The sequence below is a fragment of the Streptomyces sp. NPDC101132 genome (assembly GCF_044759225.1).
Taxonomy (GTDB): Bacteria; Actinomycetota; Actinomycetes; order Streptomycetales; family Streptomycetaceae; genus Streptomyces.
The window spans coordinates 300,294-318,190 of the sequence record NZ_JBIVYX010000003.1; the positions used below are offsets into that span (position 1 = coordinate 300,294).

At 74.5% G+C, this 17,897-nt stretch carries 15 protein-coding genes; 6 read left to right on the plus strand and 9 right to left on the minus strand.

Features of this window, described 5'->3' with window-relative positions:
• Nucleotides 1–16 precede the first annotated feature (16 nt).
• From ACIQUR_RS08940 to ACIQUR_RS08960, 5 genes are all read right to left on the minus strand, one after another.
• A complete protein-coding gene (locus ACIQUR_RS08940) occupies nt 17–1,462 on the minus strand; it encodes a phytoene desaturase family protein (protein ID WP_403660600.1) in 1,446 nt (481 codons plus the stop codon).
• Nucleotides 1,463–1,485: 23 nt separating this feature from the next.
• On the minus strand, nt 1,486–2,106 hold the full coding sequence (locus ACIQUR_RS08945) for a DUF4126 domain-containing protein (protein WP_403660603.1): 621 nt from the start codon (nt 2,104–2,106) through the stop codon (nt 1,486–1,488).
• Nucleotides 2,107–2,186: 80 nt separating this feature from the next.
• Nucleotides 2,187–2,588, minus strand: a complete 402-nt coding sequence (locus ACIQUR_RS08950) for a DUF3040 domain-containing protein (protein WP_403660606.1) — start codon at nt 2,586–2,588, stop codon at nt 2,187–2,189.
• Nucleotides 2,589–2,877: 289 nt separating this feature from the next.
• A complete protein-coding gene (locus ACIQUR_RS08955; protein WP_399939756.1) occupies nt 2,878–3,645 on the minus strand; it encodes a methyltransferase in 768 nt (255 codons plus the stop codon).
• A gap of 94 nt (nt 3,646–3,739) precedes the next feature.
• A complete protein-coding gene (locus ACIQUR_RS08960; RefSeq protein WP_403660609.1) occupies nt 3,740–4,222 on the minus strand; it encodes an SAV_6107 family HEPN domain-containing protein in 483 nt (160 codons plus the stop codon).
• Between the two features lie 200 nt (nt 4,223–4,422).
• On the opposite strand from ACIQUR_RS08960, the gene ACIQUR_RS08965 reads away from it, so the two are divergent.
• The 3 genes from ACIQUR_RS08965 to ACIQUR_RS08975 are packed head-to-tail and all read left to right on the plus strand — an operon-like array spanning nt 4,423 to nt 8,139.
• The gene (locus ACIQUR_RS08965) at nt 4,423–5,457 is read left to right on the plus strand and encodes an ATP-binding cassette domain-containing protein (protein ID WP_403660612.1); all 1,035 of its coding nucleotides are present in this window, start codon (nt 4,423–4,425) and stop codon (nt 5,455–5,457) included.
• Nucleotides 5,429–7,513, plus strand: a complete 2,085-nt coding sequence (locus ACIQUR_RS08970; RefSeq protein WP_403660615.1) for a YhgE/Pip family protein — start codon at nt 5,429–5,431, stop codon at nt 7,511–7,513. Before ACIQUR_RS08965 ends, ACIQUR_RS08970 begins: the two co-directional genes overlap by 29 nt.
• 11 nt (nt 7,514–7,524) lie before the next feature.
• A complete protein-coding gene (locus tag ACIQUR_RS08975) occupies nt 7,525–8,139 on the plus strand; it encodes a TetR/AcrR family transcriptional regulator (protein ID WP_399939765.1) in 615 nt (204 codons plus the stop codon).
• 423 nt (nt 8,140–8,562) lie between these two features.
• Here ACIQUR_RS08975 and ACIQUR_RS08980 read toward each other — a convergent pair whose 3' ends face one another.
• The 4 genes from ACIQUR_RS08980 to ACIQUR_RS08995 form a co-directional block, all read right to left on the minus strand.
• Complete coding sequence (locus ACIQUR_RS08980) at nt 8,563–10,944, minus strand: transglutaminaseTgpA domain-containing protein (protein ID WP_403660618.1); 2,382 nt, start codon at nt 10,942–10,944, stop codon at nt 8,563–8,565.
• The gene (locus tag ACIQUR_RS08985) at nt 10,941–12,281 is read right to left on the minus strand and encodes a DUF58 domain-containing protein (protein ID WP_403660621.1); all 1,341 of its coding nucleotides are present in this window, start codon (nt 12,279–12,281) and stop codon (nt 10,941–10,943) included. The genes ACIQUR_RS08980 and ACIQUR_RS08985 overlap by 4 nt, the downstream gene beginning before the upstream one ends.
• Nucleotides 12,281–13,306: an AAA family ATPase gene (locus tag ACIQUR_RS08990; protein WP_403660624.1), complete on the minus strand. Its 1,026-nt coding sequence runs from the start codon at nt 13,304–13,306 to the stop codon at nt 12,281–12,283. The genes ACIQUR_RS08985 and ACIQUR_RS08990 overlap by 1 nt, the downstream gene beginning before the upstream one ends.
• Before the next feature lie 139 nt (nt 13,307–13,445).
• Nucleotides 13,446–13,991 carry a beta-class carbonic anhydrase gene (locus tag ACIQUR_RS08995; protein ID WP_403660627.1) on the minus strand — a complete coding sequence of 182 codons (546 nt, stop codon included), beginning with the start codon at nt 13,989–13,991 and terminating at the stop codon, nt 13,446–13,448.
• Between the two features lie 318 nt (nt 13,992–14,309).
• On the opposite strand from ACIQUR_RS08995, the gene rsmH reads away from it, so the two are divergent.
• The 3 genes from rsmH (at nt 14,310) to ACIQUR_RS09010 (ending at nt 17,892) form a co-directional block, all read left to right on the plus strand.
• Nucleotides 14,310–15,266: a 16S rRNA (cytosine(1402)-N(4))-methyltransferase RsmH gene (gene rsmH, locus ACIQUR_RS09000; protein ID WP_403660630.1), complete on the plus strand. Its 957-nt coding sequence runs from the start codon at nt 14,310–14,312 to the stop codon at nt 15,264–15,266.
• A 79-nt stretch (nt 15,267–15,345) separates the two neighbouring features.
• A complete protein-coding gene (locus ACIQUR_RS09005; RefSeq protein ID WP_403660633.1) occupies nt 15,346–15,867 on the plus strand; it encodes a septum formation initiator family protein in 522 nt (173 codons plus the stop codon).
• A gap of 54 nt (nt 15,868–15,921) precedes the next feature.
• A complete protein-coding gene (locus tag ACIQUR_RS09010) occupies nt 15,922–17,892 on the plus strand; it encodes a peptidoglycan D,D-transpeptidase FtsI family protein (RefSeq protein ID WP_403660636.1) in 1,971 nt (656 codons plus the stop codon).
• Nucleotides 17,893–17,897: the final 5 nt, after the last annotated feature.

The following is a 17,897-nucleotide window of genomic DNA, read 5'->3' on the forward strand; positions in this document are numbered from 1 at the left end:
CACCGGGGCCGGCCGCTCACTGCGAGCCGCGGAAGTCCGCGCCCTCCACGATCAGCCCGGACACCAGGGCGCCCGTCATCCCGGCATGGGCCAGTCCGCCGCCCGGGTGCGCCCAGCCGCCCGCGAGGTAGAAGCCGGGCAGCGCGGTGGTGTTGGCCGGGTACAGCAGCTCCGTGGCGCCCGCGAGGGCCGGCGCGGGGACCGCGCCCTCCAGGGCGCCGGTGTCCTGCGCCACGTGCTCCGGGGTGCGCAGCTCATGCCAGAGCAGCCGTTCGCGCAGTTCCGGGACGGCCCGTGCCGCCGCGTCGAGCAGCCCCTCCGCGGTACGGGCCGCCCACTCGGGCCCGGCGCCCTCCCCGGCACCGGTGACGGCCGTGACGGTCACCGCCTCGTGCCCGGCGTCGGGCCGGCTCCGCTCGTCGTCCGGCCGCAGCACCGTCACCGCGGCGGAGCCCCCGCCGGAGTGGACCAGCGTGCGGTGCACGGTGCCCTCGGGGCGGGGACCGCGCAGGGCGAGGAACAGGGTGGCCCGGCTCGGCGCGGGGCCGTGCGGGGTCTTGGCGCCGGCGGGCCACAGTGCGGTGCCCGGCAGCAGGCCGGCCAGGCGGCGCGGGTCGATCCCGCAGACCACCGTGTCCGCCTCGACCGCGGTCCCGTCGGCCAGCGTGAGTCCGGCGGCCCTGCCGTCCCGCACGCGCACTGCGGTGACCTCCGCGCCGAAGACGAACGCGGCCTTCCGTTCCAGGCAGCGCTCGTGGACGGCCGTGGCCAGGGCCCGCATGCCGCCGCCCACGTACCAGCTGCCGAAGGTCTGCTCCATGTACGGCAGGACCGCCGCGGCCGCGGGCGCGGTGCCGGGGTCCAGGCCGTACGTGCCCACCAGGCCCCGCAGCAGCCCCGCGGCCCCGCCCCCCAGCTCGCGCTCGGCCACCTCCGCCAGCGTCGGCGGGCGGCGGCGCAGCAGGCCGCTCTTGCGCAGCGCGGGGTAGGGGTCCCGGCCCAGCACCTGCCAGTCGGTCCGCAGCGGCTCCTCCAGCAGCGGCCGCCGGGTGGCGTCCCAGGCGTCGCGGGCCCGGTTGAGCAGGGCGGCCCAGCGCTCGCCGGTGCCCGCGCCGAAGGCCTCGTCGAGGGCGGCGGCCACCCCGCCGCGGGAGACGGCGGGCAGCGTGACCGCGCGCCCGTCCGGCAGCAGGTGCCGGACGGCCGGGTCGACCCGCGTCATCTCGACGCAGTCCTCCAGGGGCCGCTTGCCGGTCTTCACGAACAGGTCGCGGTAGACGGCGGGCAGGTGCAGCAGCCCCGGCCCGGTGTCGAAGCCGAAACCGTCGCGCTCGTACCGGCCCACGGAGCCGCCGTACGTCGCCGCCCGCTCGTACACCGTCACCCGGTGCCCCGCCACGGCCAGCCGGGCGGCCGTCGCCATCGCGCCCATCCCGGCGCCGATCACCGCAATTCGTGCCATGCGGCCGACCTTATCGAGCCTGGTCAGGAGGGTGGGAGCCCGGCCCGTTCCAGCGCTGCCAGCCGCTTCTCCTCACGGCGCTGGGCGCGCCGGCGGAGGAACCTGCGGATCCGGCTCCAGACGAAGACCAGCACGACCAGGCCGGCGAGCAGCAGCACCCCCGCGATCACGGCGGCGGCCACCGGCTGGAACATCGCGAAGGTCACGACACCGGCCACGCCGAGGTCCTCGGCGGTGCTGGCGATGACGTTGCTGAAGGGCTCGGGCGAGGTGTTGATCGCCATCCGGGTGCCGGCCTTGACGAAATGGCTGGCCAGGGCGGTCGAGCCGCCGAGCGCACCGGCCGCCAGGTCGGGCAGCGAGCCGTTCTGCCCGGCCAGCAGGGCACCGACCACGGCACCGGCGACCGGGCGGATCACCGTGTGGACGGCGTCCCAGGCCGAGTCCACGTAGGGGATCTTGTCGGCCACCGCCTCGCACAGGAACAGCACCCCCGCCACCACGAGGACGTCCGTCCGCTGGAGGGACTCGGGCACCTCGTCGGTGAGGCCGGTCGCGCCGAAGAGGCCGAGCAGGAGGACCACGGCGTACGCGTTGATCCCGCTGGCCCAGCCGCTGGTGAAGACCAGGGGGAGCACACTCATCCGGACATCATGCCGTGACGCGCGTGAGGGCGCCCGCCGTTCCGGCGGGCGCCCTCACGCGCACGTGTGTGTCGGGGGGCTCAGTGCCCCTGCTCGTCGCGGCGCTTCTGCCACCGCTGCTCGATGCGGTCCATCATCGACCGCCGTTGCCGGTTGTGGCCACGCCCGTGGGGCCCGGACGCGCCGGGGACGGGCTGCTCTCCCGGTTTGGGGGCCTTGCGCCAACCGGTGACCGCGAGGACCGCGCAGCCCAGCATGACGAGGAATCCCACCACGCTGACCCAGAGCAGGTTCGGCGCGACCATTCCGGTCATGAGGAGCGCGATACCCACCAGAAAGCCTGCGACTGCCTGGTAGACCCGTCGTCGGGTGTACGTACGCAGCCCGCTTCCCTCAAGCGCTGTCGCGAACTTGGGATCTTCGGCGTACAGCGCTCGCTCCATCTGCTCGAGCATGCGCTGCTCGTGCTCCGAGAGCGGCACGGGAGTCCTCCTCATCCGTCGGTCGCGGGGGGTAGCGACCGGGGGTCCCCTTCAGGATAGGCAGGGAATCGCCCCCGTGAAACCCGCCCTCTACGCCACCTTTTCAAGCACTTCGAAAACTGCACCTGTGCACGGACCGTACCGTCGCCCGGGCGGTCGCTGAGGCGCTTATTCCCCAACGGCTGCCCGGCCACACGGGACCGTGTCTCCCGATCATACGGTCAAGGGCGCCGGAGCGGAGGGTCTGTGGCGTACTCCATCCGCTCCTGCACCGCAGATCAGGGCGTCGTCAGGCGGCGGTCTCCGGCTTGGTGCCCAGTACGTGCAGCTGGGTGGCCACCGCGTGGAAGGCGGGCAGCTCGGCGGCGGCCTCCTCCAGCCGGAGGAGTGCCTCCACCGCGCCGGGCTCGGTGTCGACGAGGACGCCCGGGACCAGGTCGGCGAAGACGCGCACGCCGTGCACCGCGCCCACCTCCAGGCCCGCGCCGCCGACCAGCTCGGAGAGCTGCTCGGCCGTGAAGCGCCGCGGCACCGGGTCGCCCGCGCCCCAGCGCCCGGCCGGGTCGGTGAGGGCGGTGCGGGCCTCGGTGAAGTGCCCGGCCAGGGCGCGGGCCAGCACGGCACCGCCCAGGCCGGCGGCGAGCAGGCTGAGGGTGCCGCCGGGGCGCAGCGCGGCGACCGCGTTGGCCACGCCCTCGGCGGCGTCGTCCACGTACTCCAGCACCCCGTGGCAGAGCACGACGTCGTACGCGCCGCGCTCCACCACGTCCAGCAGGCCCTGGGCGTCACCCTGCACACCGGTCACCAGGTCGGCGACGCCCTCCTCGGCCACCCGGCGCTCCAGCCCGAACAGCGCGTTCGGGCTGGGGTCGACCACCGTGACGCGGTGGCCGAGCCGGGCCACCGGCACCGCGAACTTGCCGGTGCCGCCGCCGGTGTCGAGCACGTCCAGGACATCCCGCCCGGTGGCCTTGGCCCGGTGGTCCAGAACCTCCTTGAGGAGCTCCCACACCACAGCGGTACGAAGGGAGGCGCGGGGGCGGGATGTGTCCGACACGGCTGATGACTCCTCGGCGCGGTACCGCCGCGTGCGGCGGGCTGGGATCGGTGAAGTGCGTGATCCACCCTATTGCCTCCGGGAGCCCGGCCTGTCATACCGCGTCCGCGCGCTCCCGCCGTGGCTCGGGCAGGGTCGGCGACAGCGCCAGCAGCCGCTCGACGATGCGCAGGAACATGGACGCCTCGCGCAGGAGGTCGTCCGCGTCGCGGCCGGTCGCCGCGTCGCGTATGCCCGCCTCGGCGCGGGCGCGCCTGGCCGCCCCCGAGGCGAACAGGGCGCTCCACTCGGTCAGTTCCGGAGCGATCTCGGGGAGCAGCTCCCACGCGCTGCGGATCCGCTGCCTGCGGCGCGGGCTGGGGGGTTCGGGCCGGGCGCGGGCCGCCAGGACGGCGGCGGCGGTGCGCAGCGCGGCGAGGTGGGCGGTGGCGTACCGCTCGTTCGGCACGGCGAGCCCGGCGGCCTCTTCGAGGCCGCTGCGCGCCTTGGCGAGCAGGTCGAGGGCCGCGGGCGGTGCCGGGGCGCGGCGGAGGACGGGGTGGACATCGGCGGCTGGTGCGGTGACTCGGGTCGCCATGACGAACCTCCTGTCTTCACGGACGGGGAGGCCCCACGCGGGGCGCTCCGCATGGACCCATCGTGACGGCACCCACTGACAATCAGCCTGAGCTGCGGTTTTCCATCGGAATCCAGGTAAATCCGGGGAGGCGGCACCGGGTGTTCCGGGGGCGTGCTAGTTTTTGAACTGACCAGTCAGTTCAAAAGAGGGGGGACGGGGTGGACAGCCCGACAGGCGTGGCCGTCAAGGCCCAGGGCTTCGGACTGCGGGGCCCGCGCGGGTGGGTCTTCCAGGGGGTGGACGTCGACGCGGCGCCCGGCTCCCTGATCGCCGTCGAGGGACCGTCCGGCACGGGCCGCACCTGCCTGCTCCTCGCCCTGACCGGACGGATGAAGCCGACCGCGGGCCACGCGGAGGTCGGCGGCCTGCGCCTGCCGAAGAAGATGGCGGCCGTCCGCCGGATCAGCGCCCTGGGCCCGGTCCCGGGGATCACCGACCTCGACCCGGCGCTGACCGTGGCCGAGCAACTGCGGGAGCGGGCGCTGCTCCAGCGCCGTTACGACGGACCCGTACGGGCCCTGTTCCGGCCCCGCTCCGAGCGCGCCGCGCACACCGCCCGCCGGATCGACGCGGCCCTGGACGCCGTGGGCCTGGACGTGGCGGCCCTGCCGAAGGGCGCCCGCACCTCGGTGCGGGAGCTGGAACGGCTGGAGGAGCTGCGGCTCTCCCTGGCGCTGGCCCTGATCTCCGGCCCGGGCCTGCTGGCGGTGGACGACACCGACCTCAAGCTCTCCGACGCCGAACGGGTCGAGGCCTGGGCGCTGCTGCGCTCCCTCGCCGCCCGCGGCACCACGGTCCTCGCGGTCTGCAGCGAGGCCCCCGCCGACGCGCTGGTCATCCGCACGACCGCCGCCGGCGCCCCCGGGGAGGACCCGGCCCCGCAGGGCGGCACCACCGACGCGCCCCGGGGCACCGACTCCGCGGAGGCCGAGGAGGCGGGGCCCGGCACCGCCCCGGCGGACGCCGGCCGGGCCCCGAGCGCGGCCGGCCCGGACGGCGCCGGACCGACCCCCGGCGCCGAGCCCGCCGACACCGGCACCGCCACCACCGCGCCGGACCCGGACGCCGAGGGCACCGGCACCACCGTGCCGGACCAGGACACCGAGGACACCGGAACCGGCACCACCGAGACCACCGACACCACCGCACAGAAGGGGGCGGCCGATGCGCACGCCGAAGCTGGCCGCGCTTGAGCTCAAGCGCTTCGGCAGGGGGAAGCTCCCGCGCGCCGCGCTCGTCGCGTTGCTCCTCCTCCCGCTGCTCTACGGAGCCCTGTACCTGTGCTCCTTCTGGGACCCGTACAGCCGCCTCGACAAGCTCCCGGTGGCCCTGGTCAACGAGGACAGCGGCGCCACGGTCGACGGCAAGGAGATCGCCGCGGGCGACGAGATCGCCCGCAAGCTGCACGACAGCAGGATCTTCGACTGGCGTGACGTGAGCGCCGACGAGGCGGCCGAGGGCGTCGAGGACGGCACGTACTACCTCTCCCTCACCATGCCGAAGGACTTCAGCACCCGGCTCGCCTCCAGCTCCGGCGACGCCCCCGAGACGGGCGCGCTCCAGGTCCGCACGAACGACGCCAACAACTACATCGTCGGCTCCATCTCCAAGACGGTGTTCTCCGAGGTCCGCGCCTCCGCCTCCAGCAGCACCTCCCGCGGCTTCCTCGACAAGATCTTCATCTCCTTCTCGGACCTCCACGACAAGACGCTGGAGGCGGCCGAGGGCGCCGACGACCTCAAGGACGGCATCGGCCGCGCCAAGAAGGGCGCCAACGACCTCGCCAACGGCCTGACCAGCGCCAAGAACGGCAGCAGCGACCTGGCCGGCGGCCTCGGCAGGCTCGACACGGCCGCGGGGCAGCTGGAGACCGGCAGCCGCCAGGTCGCCAACGGCACCCAGACCCTGGCCGACAAGGTCAACACGGCGGCGGACAAGGCCCGCCCGTTCCTCCGGAACAACGTCAAGACCATCGCCGACGCCGCCGAACTGGCCGCCGACAGCGCCAAGGTGGTCCGCAACCACCTCGACACCTTCGCCAAGGCCGCCCCCGGCGCCGCCCGCGCCGCCAACGCGGCCTCCGACGCCCTCGACGACGTGTACGGCGAGCTGTGCACCGGTGCCGAGACCCCCAGCCCCAAGTGCCCCACGCTGAAGCGGGCGAAGGACGACGCCGCCGAGGCGGCCGAACTCGCCGGTGACGTCAACAACCTGGTCAAGGACTCCGGCGGAGACCTGGACAAGCTGCGCACCCAGCTCAAGGACCTGGAGCAGAAGGCCCGCAAGGTCGTCGACGCCGCGCCGACCCTCGCCACCGACCTGGACGCCGCCGTCGGCCGCATCAACGCCCTGAACGACGGCGCCCACAAGGTCGCCACCGGCATGGACAGGCTGCACACCGGCATCACCGCCGCCCACACCGGCTCCGACGACCTCGACGCGGGCGTCGGCAAGCTCAAGAAGGGCGCCCACAGCCTCGACGGCGGCATGTACAAGCTCGTCGACGGCTCCGGCCAGCTCGCCGGCGGCCTCCACGAGGGCGCCGACCAGATCCCGGACTACGACGAGCAGCAGCGCGACCGGCGCACCGAGGTCATGGCCGACCCGGTCCAGCTCGCCGCCAAGTCCCTGCACAAGGCTCCCAACTACGGCACCGGCTTCGCCCCGTACTTCATCCCGCTCTCCCTCTGGGTCGGCGCGATGGTCGCCTACATGCTGATCCAGCCGATGAACCGGCGGGCCCTCGCCGCGGGCGCCTCCGCCTGGCGCGTCGCCTTCGCCGGCTGGCTCCCGGTGGCCGCCCTCGGCGTCCTCCAGGTCGCCGCGCTGATGTCCGTACTCCACTGGGGCCTCGGCCTGGAGATGGAGCGCGCGGCCGGCACGATCGGCTTCCTGGTCCTGGTCACCGGCTGCTTCGCGGCCATCGTCCAGTGGCTCAACGCCCGCTTCGGTGCCGCCGGACGCATCCTGGTCCTCGCGGTCCTGATGCTCCAGCTGACCTCGGCCGGCGGCACGTACCCGGTGCAGACCAGCCCCGGCTTCTTCAACGCGATCCACCCGTACCTGCCGATGTCGTACGTCGTCGAGAGCCTGCGCCGCCTCATCACCGGCGGCCCGCTCGACCCCGTGTGGCAGGGCTGCGTGGTCCTGGCGGCCTTCACCGCCGGAGCCCTCGCGCTCACCGCCCTGGCCGCCCGCCGCAAGCAGGTGTGGACCATGGACCGTCTGCACCCGGAGCTGAGCCTGTGACAATCAGCGCCATGGACAGCAGCAGCACCAGACGGCAGGCCACCCGGCAGAAGCTCTACGAGGCGGCCGTCACCCTGATCGCCGAACAGGGCTTCTCCGCCACCACGGTGGACGAGATCGCCGAACGCGCCGGAGTGGCCAAGGGCACCGTCTACTACAACTTCGCCAGCAAGACGGTCCTCTTCGAGGAGCTGCTCCGGCACGGCGTCGGCCTGCTGACCGCCTCGCTCCGCGAGGCGGCGGACGGGGTCAGGAGCCGCGGGGGCACGAGCGTCGAGGCGCTCGACGCGATGATCCGCGCGGGCCTCGTCTTCATCGACGCCTACCCCGCCTTCACCCAGCTGTACGTCGCCGAGCTGTGGCGCACCAACCGCGCCTGGCAGTCCACCCTCATGGTGGTCAGGGGCGAGGCGGTGGCCGTCGTCGAGTCGGTGCTCCGGGAGGGCGTCGAACGCGGCGAGCTGAGCGGCGAGATCGACGTGCCGCTCACGGCCGCCGCGCTGGTCGGCATGGTGCTCGTGGCGGCGCTGGACTGGCAGTCCTTCCAGAGCGAGCGGTCCATCGACGACGTCCACTCCGCCCTGTCGCTGCTGCTGCGCGGGCGGGTGTCCGGCCACGCCGGCTGACACCCGGCCGCCACCCCTTCGGGGGACGTGGGACAGACCCGGTCGGCGGTCGCACCGGCCGGGCGGTCCCACGTAGAACTGAGTATCCGTACCTAGACACAGAGATGAGTAGGTACGCGGATGGGCCCTCACCTGCACAGACGGGAGAGTGGACCCGACGGAGGGGGAGCCCGTCCCGCACCGCCGACACGGGGCGGCGGAGCGGGACGGGCCCCCGTCCGACGGCGTGGCCGGTCCGGGGGGACCGGCCCGTGGGGAACGGGGGAACGGGTCCGGGGGGACCCGTACACGAAACCCGTGCGGCGGGGCTCTGGAGGAACGAGCCCCGCCGCACGGGTTCTGCTGTTCCCCGGGGAGCGGCCCGCCCCACGAGGAGGCCCGCCCCACCAGGACCTGGCCGCGGGACGGCCCGCCCCCGAAGGCCTAGCCGCGCCCGCGCAGCGGGATCCGCACCGTCCGCAGCCGTCCGGCCACCGCCCCGCGCACCCGCGCCCAGCGGTCCGACACCGCCCACCGCACGCGTACCGCCGACCGCGGCGCGACCAGCGCCCGCAGCCGGGACCACCGGCCGACCCCGGCCAGCAGCGCGGCCCGCGCCCTCAGCACGTCCCCGGCGGCGTCCGCCGCCCCGGCGGCCCCGGGCCCGGCGGCCGGGGGAGCGTAGAGCGAGCGCTCCACCGCTCCGGCGAGCCGGAGCACCCCCTGCTCGGCCTCCCCGTCCAGCCGGCCCAGCGTGACGATCCGCCGCGCGGCCCCCCGCGGGGACAGCGCCCCGTCCGGCTCGACGCCCACGTCCCAGGCGGCGTCGCCCAGCTCGCGCCAGGCCTCCAGCGGATCGCCCGAGGCCAGCCGGCGCCTGCGCACCCGGGACCGCCACAACAGCGGCAGCACCGGAAGCGCCAGCAGCGGCAGCACCGCCCCGGACACCAGGGCCACCTGGCCCCAGGTCGGACCGTCGCCGTCCGCACCGGCACCCGCCTGCGCCTGCCCGCACTCGCCCAGCCGCCGCATCTCCGGCGGGCAGGCGTCCGAGGCCGAGGACGACGGGGCGGGAGCGGGCGCGGCCGTACGGCCCGGCACCTCGGGCGCCGGGTTCGACGGCCGGCCCGTGGGCGTCTCCGGCCGGGTGTAGTCCGGGGTGCTGCCCCGCGACGGCGTGGGCTCGAAGCGCGTCCAGCCGACGCCCTCGAAGTACAGCTCCGGCCAGGCGTGCGCGTCCCGCAGGGTCACCGACCAGCTGCCGTCCGACTTCGCGGAACCGGCGGTGAAGCCGACCGCCACCCGCGCCGGGATCCGCAGCGTGCGCGCCATCGCCGCCATCGTGAAGGAGAAGTGGACGCAGAAGCCCCGCTTGTCCTCCAGGAACTTGGCGATGCCGGCCGTGCCCGTACCCGAGTTGACGTGCGTGTTGTAGGTGAAGCCGCCCTCGCTGGCGAACCAGTCCTGGAGCAGCACCGCCCGTTCGTAGTCGCTCTTCGCCTTCCGGGTCACCCGCAGCGCCGTCTCCTCCACGGCGGGCGGCAGGCCCGCCGGCACGCGCGTGTACTCGGCCACCAGCGCGGGCGCCGGCTGCGGGGCCTTCGTCAGCTGCTCCGCCGTGGGCTGGAGCCGCAGGCCGCGCACCGTGTACTGGACGCCCCGGGTGTTCTGCCCCCGGTCGCCCACGAGGGTGCGCCCGACGGGCTCGAACCGCCACTTGCCGCCGATGTCCACCTGCGTGGCCGGGTACGGCATCGGCAGGTAGGTCTGGGCGTACCAGCCGGCCGCCGAGACGCTGGTGCGCACCTCCGTGGTGCGCACGGCGGGACTCAGGCCCGGCGGGTCCGGCAGCCGCTCGGGGACGTCGGTGATGTGGCGCTCCGCCGTCTTCCAGGACTGGCCGTCGAACTCGTCGAGCGCCACGATCCGCAGGTACTGGTCCGAGGGGTTGCGGTGGTCGGTGCGGTAGCGCAGCACCTCGCGGTCCTCGGTGACGTTCAGGCTGTTCTGCAGGGACACCAGCGGGTTGACCGCCGAGATCGTGCCGCCCAGGCCGTCGCCGTCGCCGCTGCCCGTACCGCCGAGCATCCCGCCCTCCAGGGCGGGCAGGCCCAGCGGCACCACCAGCGCGATGCCGAGCGCCAGCGCGCCCAGCCGGCGGCCGGTCCGTACGGGAGCCACCGCGCCCCCGCCGGTGAGCCCGGCGGCCGTGCTCCGGCCCTTGCGCGGCGCGCCGCCGAAGACCCGGCCCCACTGGGACAGCCGGTCCCGGCCCTCGGCGAGCAGCAGCAGGAGGTAGCCGCAGCCGGCCAGCAGGAACCACAGCCAGTCCGAGCCGCCCTGGGACAGCCCCGCCGCCACCGAGTACAGCGCCAGCAGCGGCAGCCCGGCCGCCGCGGCGGTACGGAAGGTCACCGCGAGCGCGTCCACCATCAGCCCGATCAGCAGCACCCCGCTGAGCAGCAGCAGCCGGATGCCGTCCGTCAGCGGCGCGGGCATCGCGTAGTGCCCCACGTCCTGCACGCCCTGGGAGAAGAGCGCCCCGAAGTCCCGGAGGGCACCCGGGCCGGGCAGCACCCCGCCCAGCGCCCGCTCCCCGACGAACAGCAGGGTCAGCAGCACCACCGACACGACCAGCTGCGCCAGTACGGTCAGCCAGCGCGCCAGCGGCACCCGCCGCGCACCCGCGCCCGTCGCGCTCTGGAGTGCCAGCAGCACCGCGGCCTGCGGCAGCCAGGTCGCCGGATGCACCAGCGGCAGCATCGCGCACGCCGTCAGCAGCGTGGCCAGCAGCGCGCACAGCGTCAGTCTCGCCCGGCCGCTCATGCCCAACCCCCCGGAGTACCCCGGCCCGCGGGGGCGTTCCCCGCGTGCCGCCACAGCTCGGCGAAGGACACGCCCGGGGACGCGGCCACCGCCGTCCAGCCCGTCTCGCGCAGCCTGCGCAGCCGCTCCTCGTCCGGGCCGCCGGAGGCGGCCCGGCCCTCGCCGGCCCACTGCGCGGAGTCCAGGACGAAGGCCACGGCCGCGCCGGAGCGCTGCCGCATCTTCGCCGCCAGGTCCGCCTGGGCGTCGTCCAGGTCGCCGAAGAAGGCGATCAGCAGCCCCTCGTTGCCCCCGCGCACCGCGTCGCAGGCGCGCGAGAGGCCGGCGCCGTCGGAGTGCCCGACCACGGCCAGCGTGTCCATCATCAGCCCGGCCGCCTCCGCGGACTCCGAGCCGCCGGACGAGTAGCCGCCCGACCCCTCGCCGCCCACCGTGTCGCCGGTGTCCGTCAGCAGCCGGACCGAGAAGCCGCGTTCCAGCAGGTGCACCAGCGTCGAGGCGGCGGCCGAGACCGCCCACTCGAAGGCCGAGTCGGGGCCCGCACCGCGGAAGGCCACCCGCCGCGTGTCCAGCAGCACCGTGGCCCGGGAGCGCTGCGGCTGCTCCTCGCGCCGCACCATCAGCTCGCCGTACCGGGCGGTGGAGCGCCAGTGCACCCGGCGCAGGTCGTCCCCGTGCCGGTAGCCGCGCGGGATCACGTCGTCGTCCCCGGCCAGCGCCAGCGACCGCTGCCGCCCGTCGCCGTACCCGGAGGACTCGCCGGTCAGCCGGACCGGCGGCAGCGGCTCGGTGCGCGGGATCACCGTCAGCGTGTCGAAGTCCCGGAACGACCGGGTCAGCTCGACCAGCCCGAACGGGTCGGTCAGCCGCAGCTGGAGCGGTCCCAGCGGGTAGCGGCCGCGCAGGTCCGACCGCACCCGGTACGAGACCTCGCGCCGCCCGCCCGGCTCGACCCGGTCCAGCACGAACCGCGGCCGGGGCCCCAGCACGTACGGCACCCGGTCCTGCAGCATCAGCAGCCCCGTGGGCAGCCGGGAGACGTTGTTCATGCGCAGCTGCACCCGGGCCTCGGCCCCGGCGGGCACCCGCACCGGGGTGAGCCGGCGGCTGCCGGTGACCCGGTCCTGGGTGCGGTGCAGGGCCACGGCGCAGATCAGCGGCAGCACCGCGAGCAGCAGCCCGACCCGCAGCAGGTCGCCCTGGCCCAGCACGTACGCGCAGACGGCCGCGGCGATGCCGGCCGCCAGGAAGGAGCGGCCGCGCGTGGTCAGCCCGGAGAACGCGGCGCGCAGCCCGTCCCGCCCGGACTCGGCGGACGGGCGCGTCGCGGCGGCCATCAGAAGCTCCGCGGGCCCGGGGGCTGCTCCCCGTACCCGTGCGGGGCGCCGCCGCGAACGGAGGCGGTGGGCACGGGGGTGCGCTGGAGGATGTCCGCGACCACCTGCTCGGCGGTCCGGCGGTTCAGCTGGGCCTGCGCGGTCGGCAGCAGGCGGTGCGCGAGCACCGGCGCGGCCAGGGCCTGCACGTCGTCCGGGAGCACGTAGTCGCGGCCGGACAGGGCCGCGGAGGCCTTCACGGCGCGCAGCAGGTGCAGGGTGGCCCGCGGGGAGGCGCCCAGCCGCAGGTCGGGGTGGTTGCGGGTGGCGGCGACGAGGTCGACGACGTACCGGCGGACCGGCTCGGCGACGTACACCTCGCGCACGGCCTCTATGAGCTTGACGATCTCGTGCGCGTGCGCGACCGGCTGGAAGTCGTCCAGCGGGGAGACGCCGCCGTGCACGTCGAGCATCTGGAGCTCGGCCTCGGGGCTCGGGTACCCGACGGACACCCGGGCCATGAAGCGGTCGCGCTGGGCCTCGGGGAGCGGGTACGTGCCCTCCATCTCCACCGGGTTCTGCGTGGCGACCACCATGAAGGGGCTCGGCAGCTCGTGCCGGGTGCCGTCGATGGTGACCTGGCGCTCCTCCATCGACTCCAGCAGCGCCGACTGGGTCTTCGGCGAGGCACGGTTGATCTCGTCGCCGATGACGATCTGCGCGAAGATCGCGCCCGGCTTGAACTCGAACTCGCGGCGCTGCTGGTCGTAGATGCTCACGCCGGTGATGTCCGACGGCAGCAGGTCGGGCGTGAACTGGATGCGCTGCACGGAGCAGGCGATGGACTTCGCCAGCGTCTTGGCCAGCATCGTCTTGCCGACGCCGGGAACGTCCTCGATCAGAAGATGTCCCTCGGCGAGCAGCACCACCAGCGAAAGCCGTACGACCTCGGGCTTGCCCTCGATCACGCTCTCGACCGACCGCCGCACACGATCCGCGGTGGTGGTCAGATCAGCGAGGCTCGCTCGATCGTCATAGGTCGTCACCCGGCCCTCCTCGGCCCTTTCACGGGCCGACGCCCATTGCGTAATCCCGGCCCACCCCAAACACACGGACGTCCACCGGAAGCGGTTCCCGGGCGGGCGTCACCCGAGCATTCTTGACGGCCTCACACCGTAATGTCACTCACGAAGCCGGGTCGATCTCGCGCAGCAGGCCCGTGGTGACGTCGAAGACGAAGCCCCGGACGTCGTCGGTGTGGCGGAGGAACGGGGAGGTCCGCACCCGCTGCATGGACTGCCGCACGTCCTGGTCGACGTCCCGGAAGGCCTCGACGGCCCAGGCGGGACGCTGTCCGACCTCGTCCTCCAGCTCGTGGCGGAAGTCCTCGGTGAGGCTCTCCAGACCGCAGCCCGTGTGGTGGATCAGGACCACGGAACGGGTGCCGAGCGCCCGCTGGCTGATCGTGAGCGACCGGATCGTGTCGTCCGTGACCACACCGCCGGCGTTGCGGATGGTGTGGCAGTCGCCGAGCTGGAGGCCCAGGGCGGCGTGGAGGTCTATTCGTGCGTCCATGCACGCCACGACGGCGACCTGCAGGACGGGCCTGGCGTCCATGCCCGGGTCGGTGAACCGCTCGGCGTAGCGGGCGTTCGCCTCGACGAGGCGGTCGATGACGGTGCCGGCCTCCGAGGGTGCGGACTCTGCGGGCAGCGATGCGGAAGTCGTCATGTCTACGACGTTAGTGCGCACCTCCGGGCACAGCAGGTGTGAGGGCGGACAAAGGGCGCCGCCGATCGTTGTTGTGAGGTACCCCACAGGGCCCCGGCGGACGCGTCCGGCCGGGTGATCCGCCGGTTTCGCCGGGTTGTCCGGAGCCCGCCGCACGGCACGCGGGCCGGTTCGTTGACCGGGGCGACCCGTGGACTAAAGTGACGCGAACCGGCCGGGCCCCGGTGTGTTCCCGCCGCCCCGGCCCCGATGATCCCCCCGCGTGCGCGGCGCGTACGTCCATGTACCCGCAGGTCGCGCCGTTACCTGAGAGGGCGCATGAGCGAGACCCGACACGTCCCGGTGATGCTCCAGCGGTGCCTGGACATGTTGGCCCCCGCACTGGAGAGGCCCGGGGCCGTGGTCGTCGACTGCACCCTCGGCCTCGGCGGCCACAGCGAGGCCCTGCTGAAGCGGTTCCCCGAGGCGCGGCTGGTCGCCCTCGACCGGGACAAGGAGGCCCTGAGGCTCTCCGGCGAGCGGCTGGCCCCCTACGGCGAGCGCGCCACCCTGGTCCACGCCGTCTACGACGAGCTGCCCGGCGTACTGGCCCGGCTCGGCATCCCCAGGGTCGACGGCGTCCTCTTCGACCTCGGCGTCTCCTCCATGCAGCTCGACGAGGCCGACCGCGGCTTCGCCTACGCCCAGGACGCCCCGCTCGACATGCGCATGGACCAGACGACCGGCATCAGCGCCGCCGAGGTCCTCAACACCTACCCGCCCGGCGAGCTGGTCCGGATCCTGCGGGCGTACGGCGAGGAGAAGCAGGCCAAGCGCATCGTCTCGGCCATCGTCCGCGAGCGCGAGAAGGAGCCCTTCAGCAACAGCGCCCGGCTGGTCGAGCTGATCCGCGACGCGCTCCCGCAGGCCGCCAAGCGCACCGGCGGCAACCCCGCCAAGCGCACCTTCCAGGCCCTGCGCATCGAGGTGAACGGCGAGCTGACCGTGCTGGAGCGGGCGGTGCCCGCCGCGGTCAAGGCCCTCGCCGTGGGCGGCCGGATCGCCGTCCTGTCGTACCACTCGCTGGAGGACCGCCTGGTCAAGACGGTCTTCGCGGCCGGAGCCGCCAGCACGGCCCCGCCCGGCCTGCCCGTCGTGCCGGAGAAGTACCAGCCCAAGCTGAAGCTGCTGACGCGCGGCGCGGAGCTGCCGACCGAGGAGGAGGTCGCCGAGAACCGGCGCGCCGCCCCGGCCCGGCTCCGCGGCGCCCAGCGGATCCGCGAGGAGGAACTGTGACCGTCGCAGCACCTGCGGGCCGCCCCCGGACCGCCGCGTCCGCGCCCTCCGCGGCCCGGACCGGGGAGCGGAGGAGCGCGTGACCGCGCGGGGCGGGCAGACCGGCCGGACCGGCCGGCTCGGGAGGCTCAAGGGGTCTCCCGGCACGGGGGCCGCGCGCACCCCGTTCGTGCTGCTGGTCGTCGCCCTGCTCGGCGGCGGCCTGATCACGCTGCTGCTGCTCAACTCGGCCCTCAACCAGGGCTCGTTCCAGCTCAGCAAGCTCAAGCGGGACACCACCGCGCTCACCGACGAGCAGCAGGCCCTCCAGCGCGACGTGGACGCCTACTCCGCGCCCGACGCCCTGGAGCGCCGCGCCCGCCGCCTCGGCATGGTCCCCGGCGGCAGCCCCGTCTTCCTCGGCGCCGACGGCAAGGTCAACGGCGTGCCCAGCACCGCCTCCGCGCCGCCCCCGCCCAGCCCCACCGCGGCCGCGCCCGCCCCGCAGGCGCCCGCCGCGAGCCCGGGCGGGCCCGCCGGCTCGCCCACCCCCGCCGTCACGTCCGCCGCGCCCGGCCAGGGCGCCCCGTCCGCGAAGCCCTCACTGACCCCCGTTAGGTGACGTCGTGACCGCTCATGCCAGCCCCCGCCCGTCCGCGGCCCGAGGAGCGCGCCGATGAGCCCCAAGGAGCCCCCGCGCCGCCGCGTGCCGGGCCCCGGCCGGCCCCGGCCGGGGGAGCGCGGCCCGGGACGCCCCGCGGCCCGCCCGTCCGCCCGCCGCCCCCGCCCCGCCGCCTCCCGCGCCCCGCACACCATCCGGCTCGGCAGCCCCAGGCCCCGGCTGCGCCTGGTGAGCCTCGGCCTCACCCTGGTCATGGTCGCCTTCGTGGTCCGGCTGCTCCAGGTCCAGGCCGTCGACGCCGCCGAGTACTCGGCGCAGGCGCAGAAGAACCGGTACGCCAGCTACACCCTCGCCGCCGAGCGCGGCCGGATCACCGACCGCAAGGGCATCGCCCTGGCCACCAGCGTCGACGCGTACGACATCACGGCCGACCCCAAGATGTTCACGCCCGAGGAGAGCAAGGCCCCCGACGCGCCCCAGCAGGCCGCCGCGCTCCTCGCACCCATCCTCGGCAAGGACGCCGAGGACCTCACGGCCCGCCTGAAGACCCCCAACACCCGGTACGTCGTCCTGGCCCGCCGGCAGACCCCCCAGGTCTGGAACCAGATCAAGGACCTCAAGCGCGTCTTCGCCGAGAAGGCCCAGGCCGACAAGCGCCGCAACGGCCCCGGCGCCAACGTCCTGGCCGGCGTCTTCCAGGAGCCCAGCAGCAAGCGCGTGTACCCCAACGGGAACCTGGCCGCCGGGATAATCGGATACGTCAACGCCGAGGGCAAGGGCGCCGGAGGCCTGGAGTCCTCCCTCGACGAGAAGCTCGCGGGCAAGGACGGCGAGCTGCGCTACGCCCAGTCCGGCGGCCGCCGCGTGCCCACCGCCGGCTCGCGCGAGAAGCCCGCCGTGCCCGGCTCGGACATCGAGCTCACCATCGACCGCGACATCCAGTGGGCCGCCCAGAACGCCATCACCGAACAGGTGCGGGCCTCCGCGGCCGACCGCGGCTACGTCGTCGTCCAGGACACCCGGACCGGCGAGGTGCTGGCGATGGCCAACGCCCCCGGCTTCGACCCCAACGACCTGAGCAAGGCCCGCTCCGCCGCCATGGGCAACGCGGCCCTCCAGGACGTGTACGAGCCCGGCTCCACCGCCAAGGTGATCTCGATGGCCGCCGTCCTGGAGGAGAAGGCCGCCGGCCCGCTCACGCAGGTCACCGTCCCCAACCGGCTGCACCGCGGCGACCGGCTGTTCAAGGACGACATCGACCACCCCACCTGGTACCTGACGCTCAACGGCGTCCTGGCCAAGTCCAGCAACATCGGGACCATCCTGGCCACCGGCCGGCTCGGCAAGACCCAGGCCGACGTGAACGAGACCCTCTACGGCTACCTCACGAAGTTCGGCATCGGCCAGCCCACCGGCCTCGGCTACCCCGGCGAGTCCCGCGGCCTGCTGGCCCGCCCCTCGGAGTGGTCCACCTCCCAGCAGTACACGATCCCTTTCGGCCAGGGACTCTCCCTCAACGCCATGCAGGCCGCGTCCGTCTACTCGACGGTCGCCAACGGCGGCGTCCGCATCGAGCCCACCCTGGTCCGCGGCACCAAGGGTCCCGACGGCCGCTTCACGCCCGCCCCCGCGCCCGAGACGCGCCGCGTGATCAGCGAGGCGACCGCCAAGACCCTCGCCGCCATGCTGGAGTCCGTGGTCGACGACCAGGAGGGCACCGGCACCAAGGCCCGCATCCCCGGCTACCGGGTCGGCGGCAAGACCGGCACCTCCAACCGGGTGGATCCGGCCACCGGCCGCTACAAGGGCTACACGGCCTCCTTCGCCGGGTTCGCCCCCGCGGACAAGCCCCGCATCACGGTCTACTGCGCCATCCAGAACCCCACCCGCGGCAGCTACTTCGGCGGCCAGATCTGCGGACCCATCTACAAGAAGGTCATGGAGTTCGCCCTCAAGACCCTCCAGATCGCCCCCACCGGCACGGCTCCCGCCGGACTGCCGGTCACCTTCGGACCCGGCCGGTGAGAACC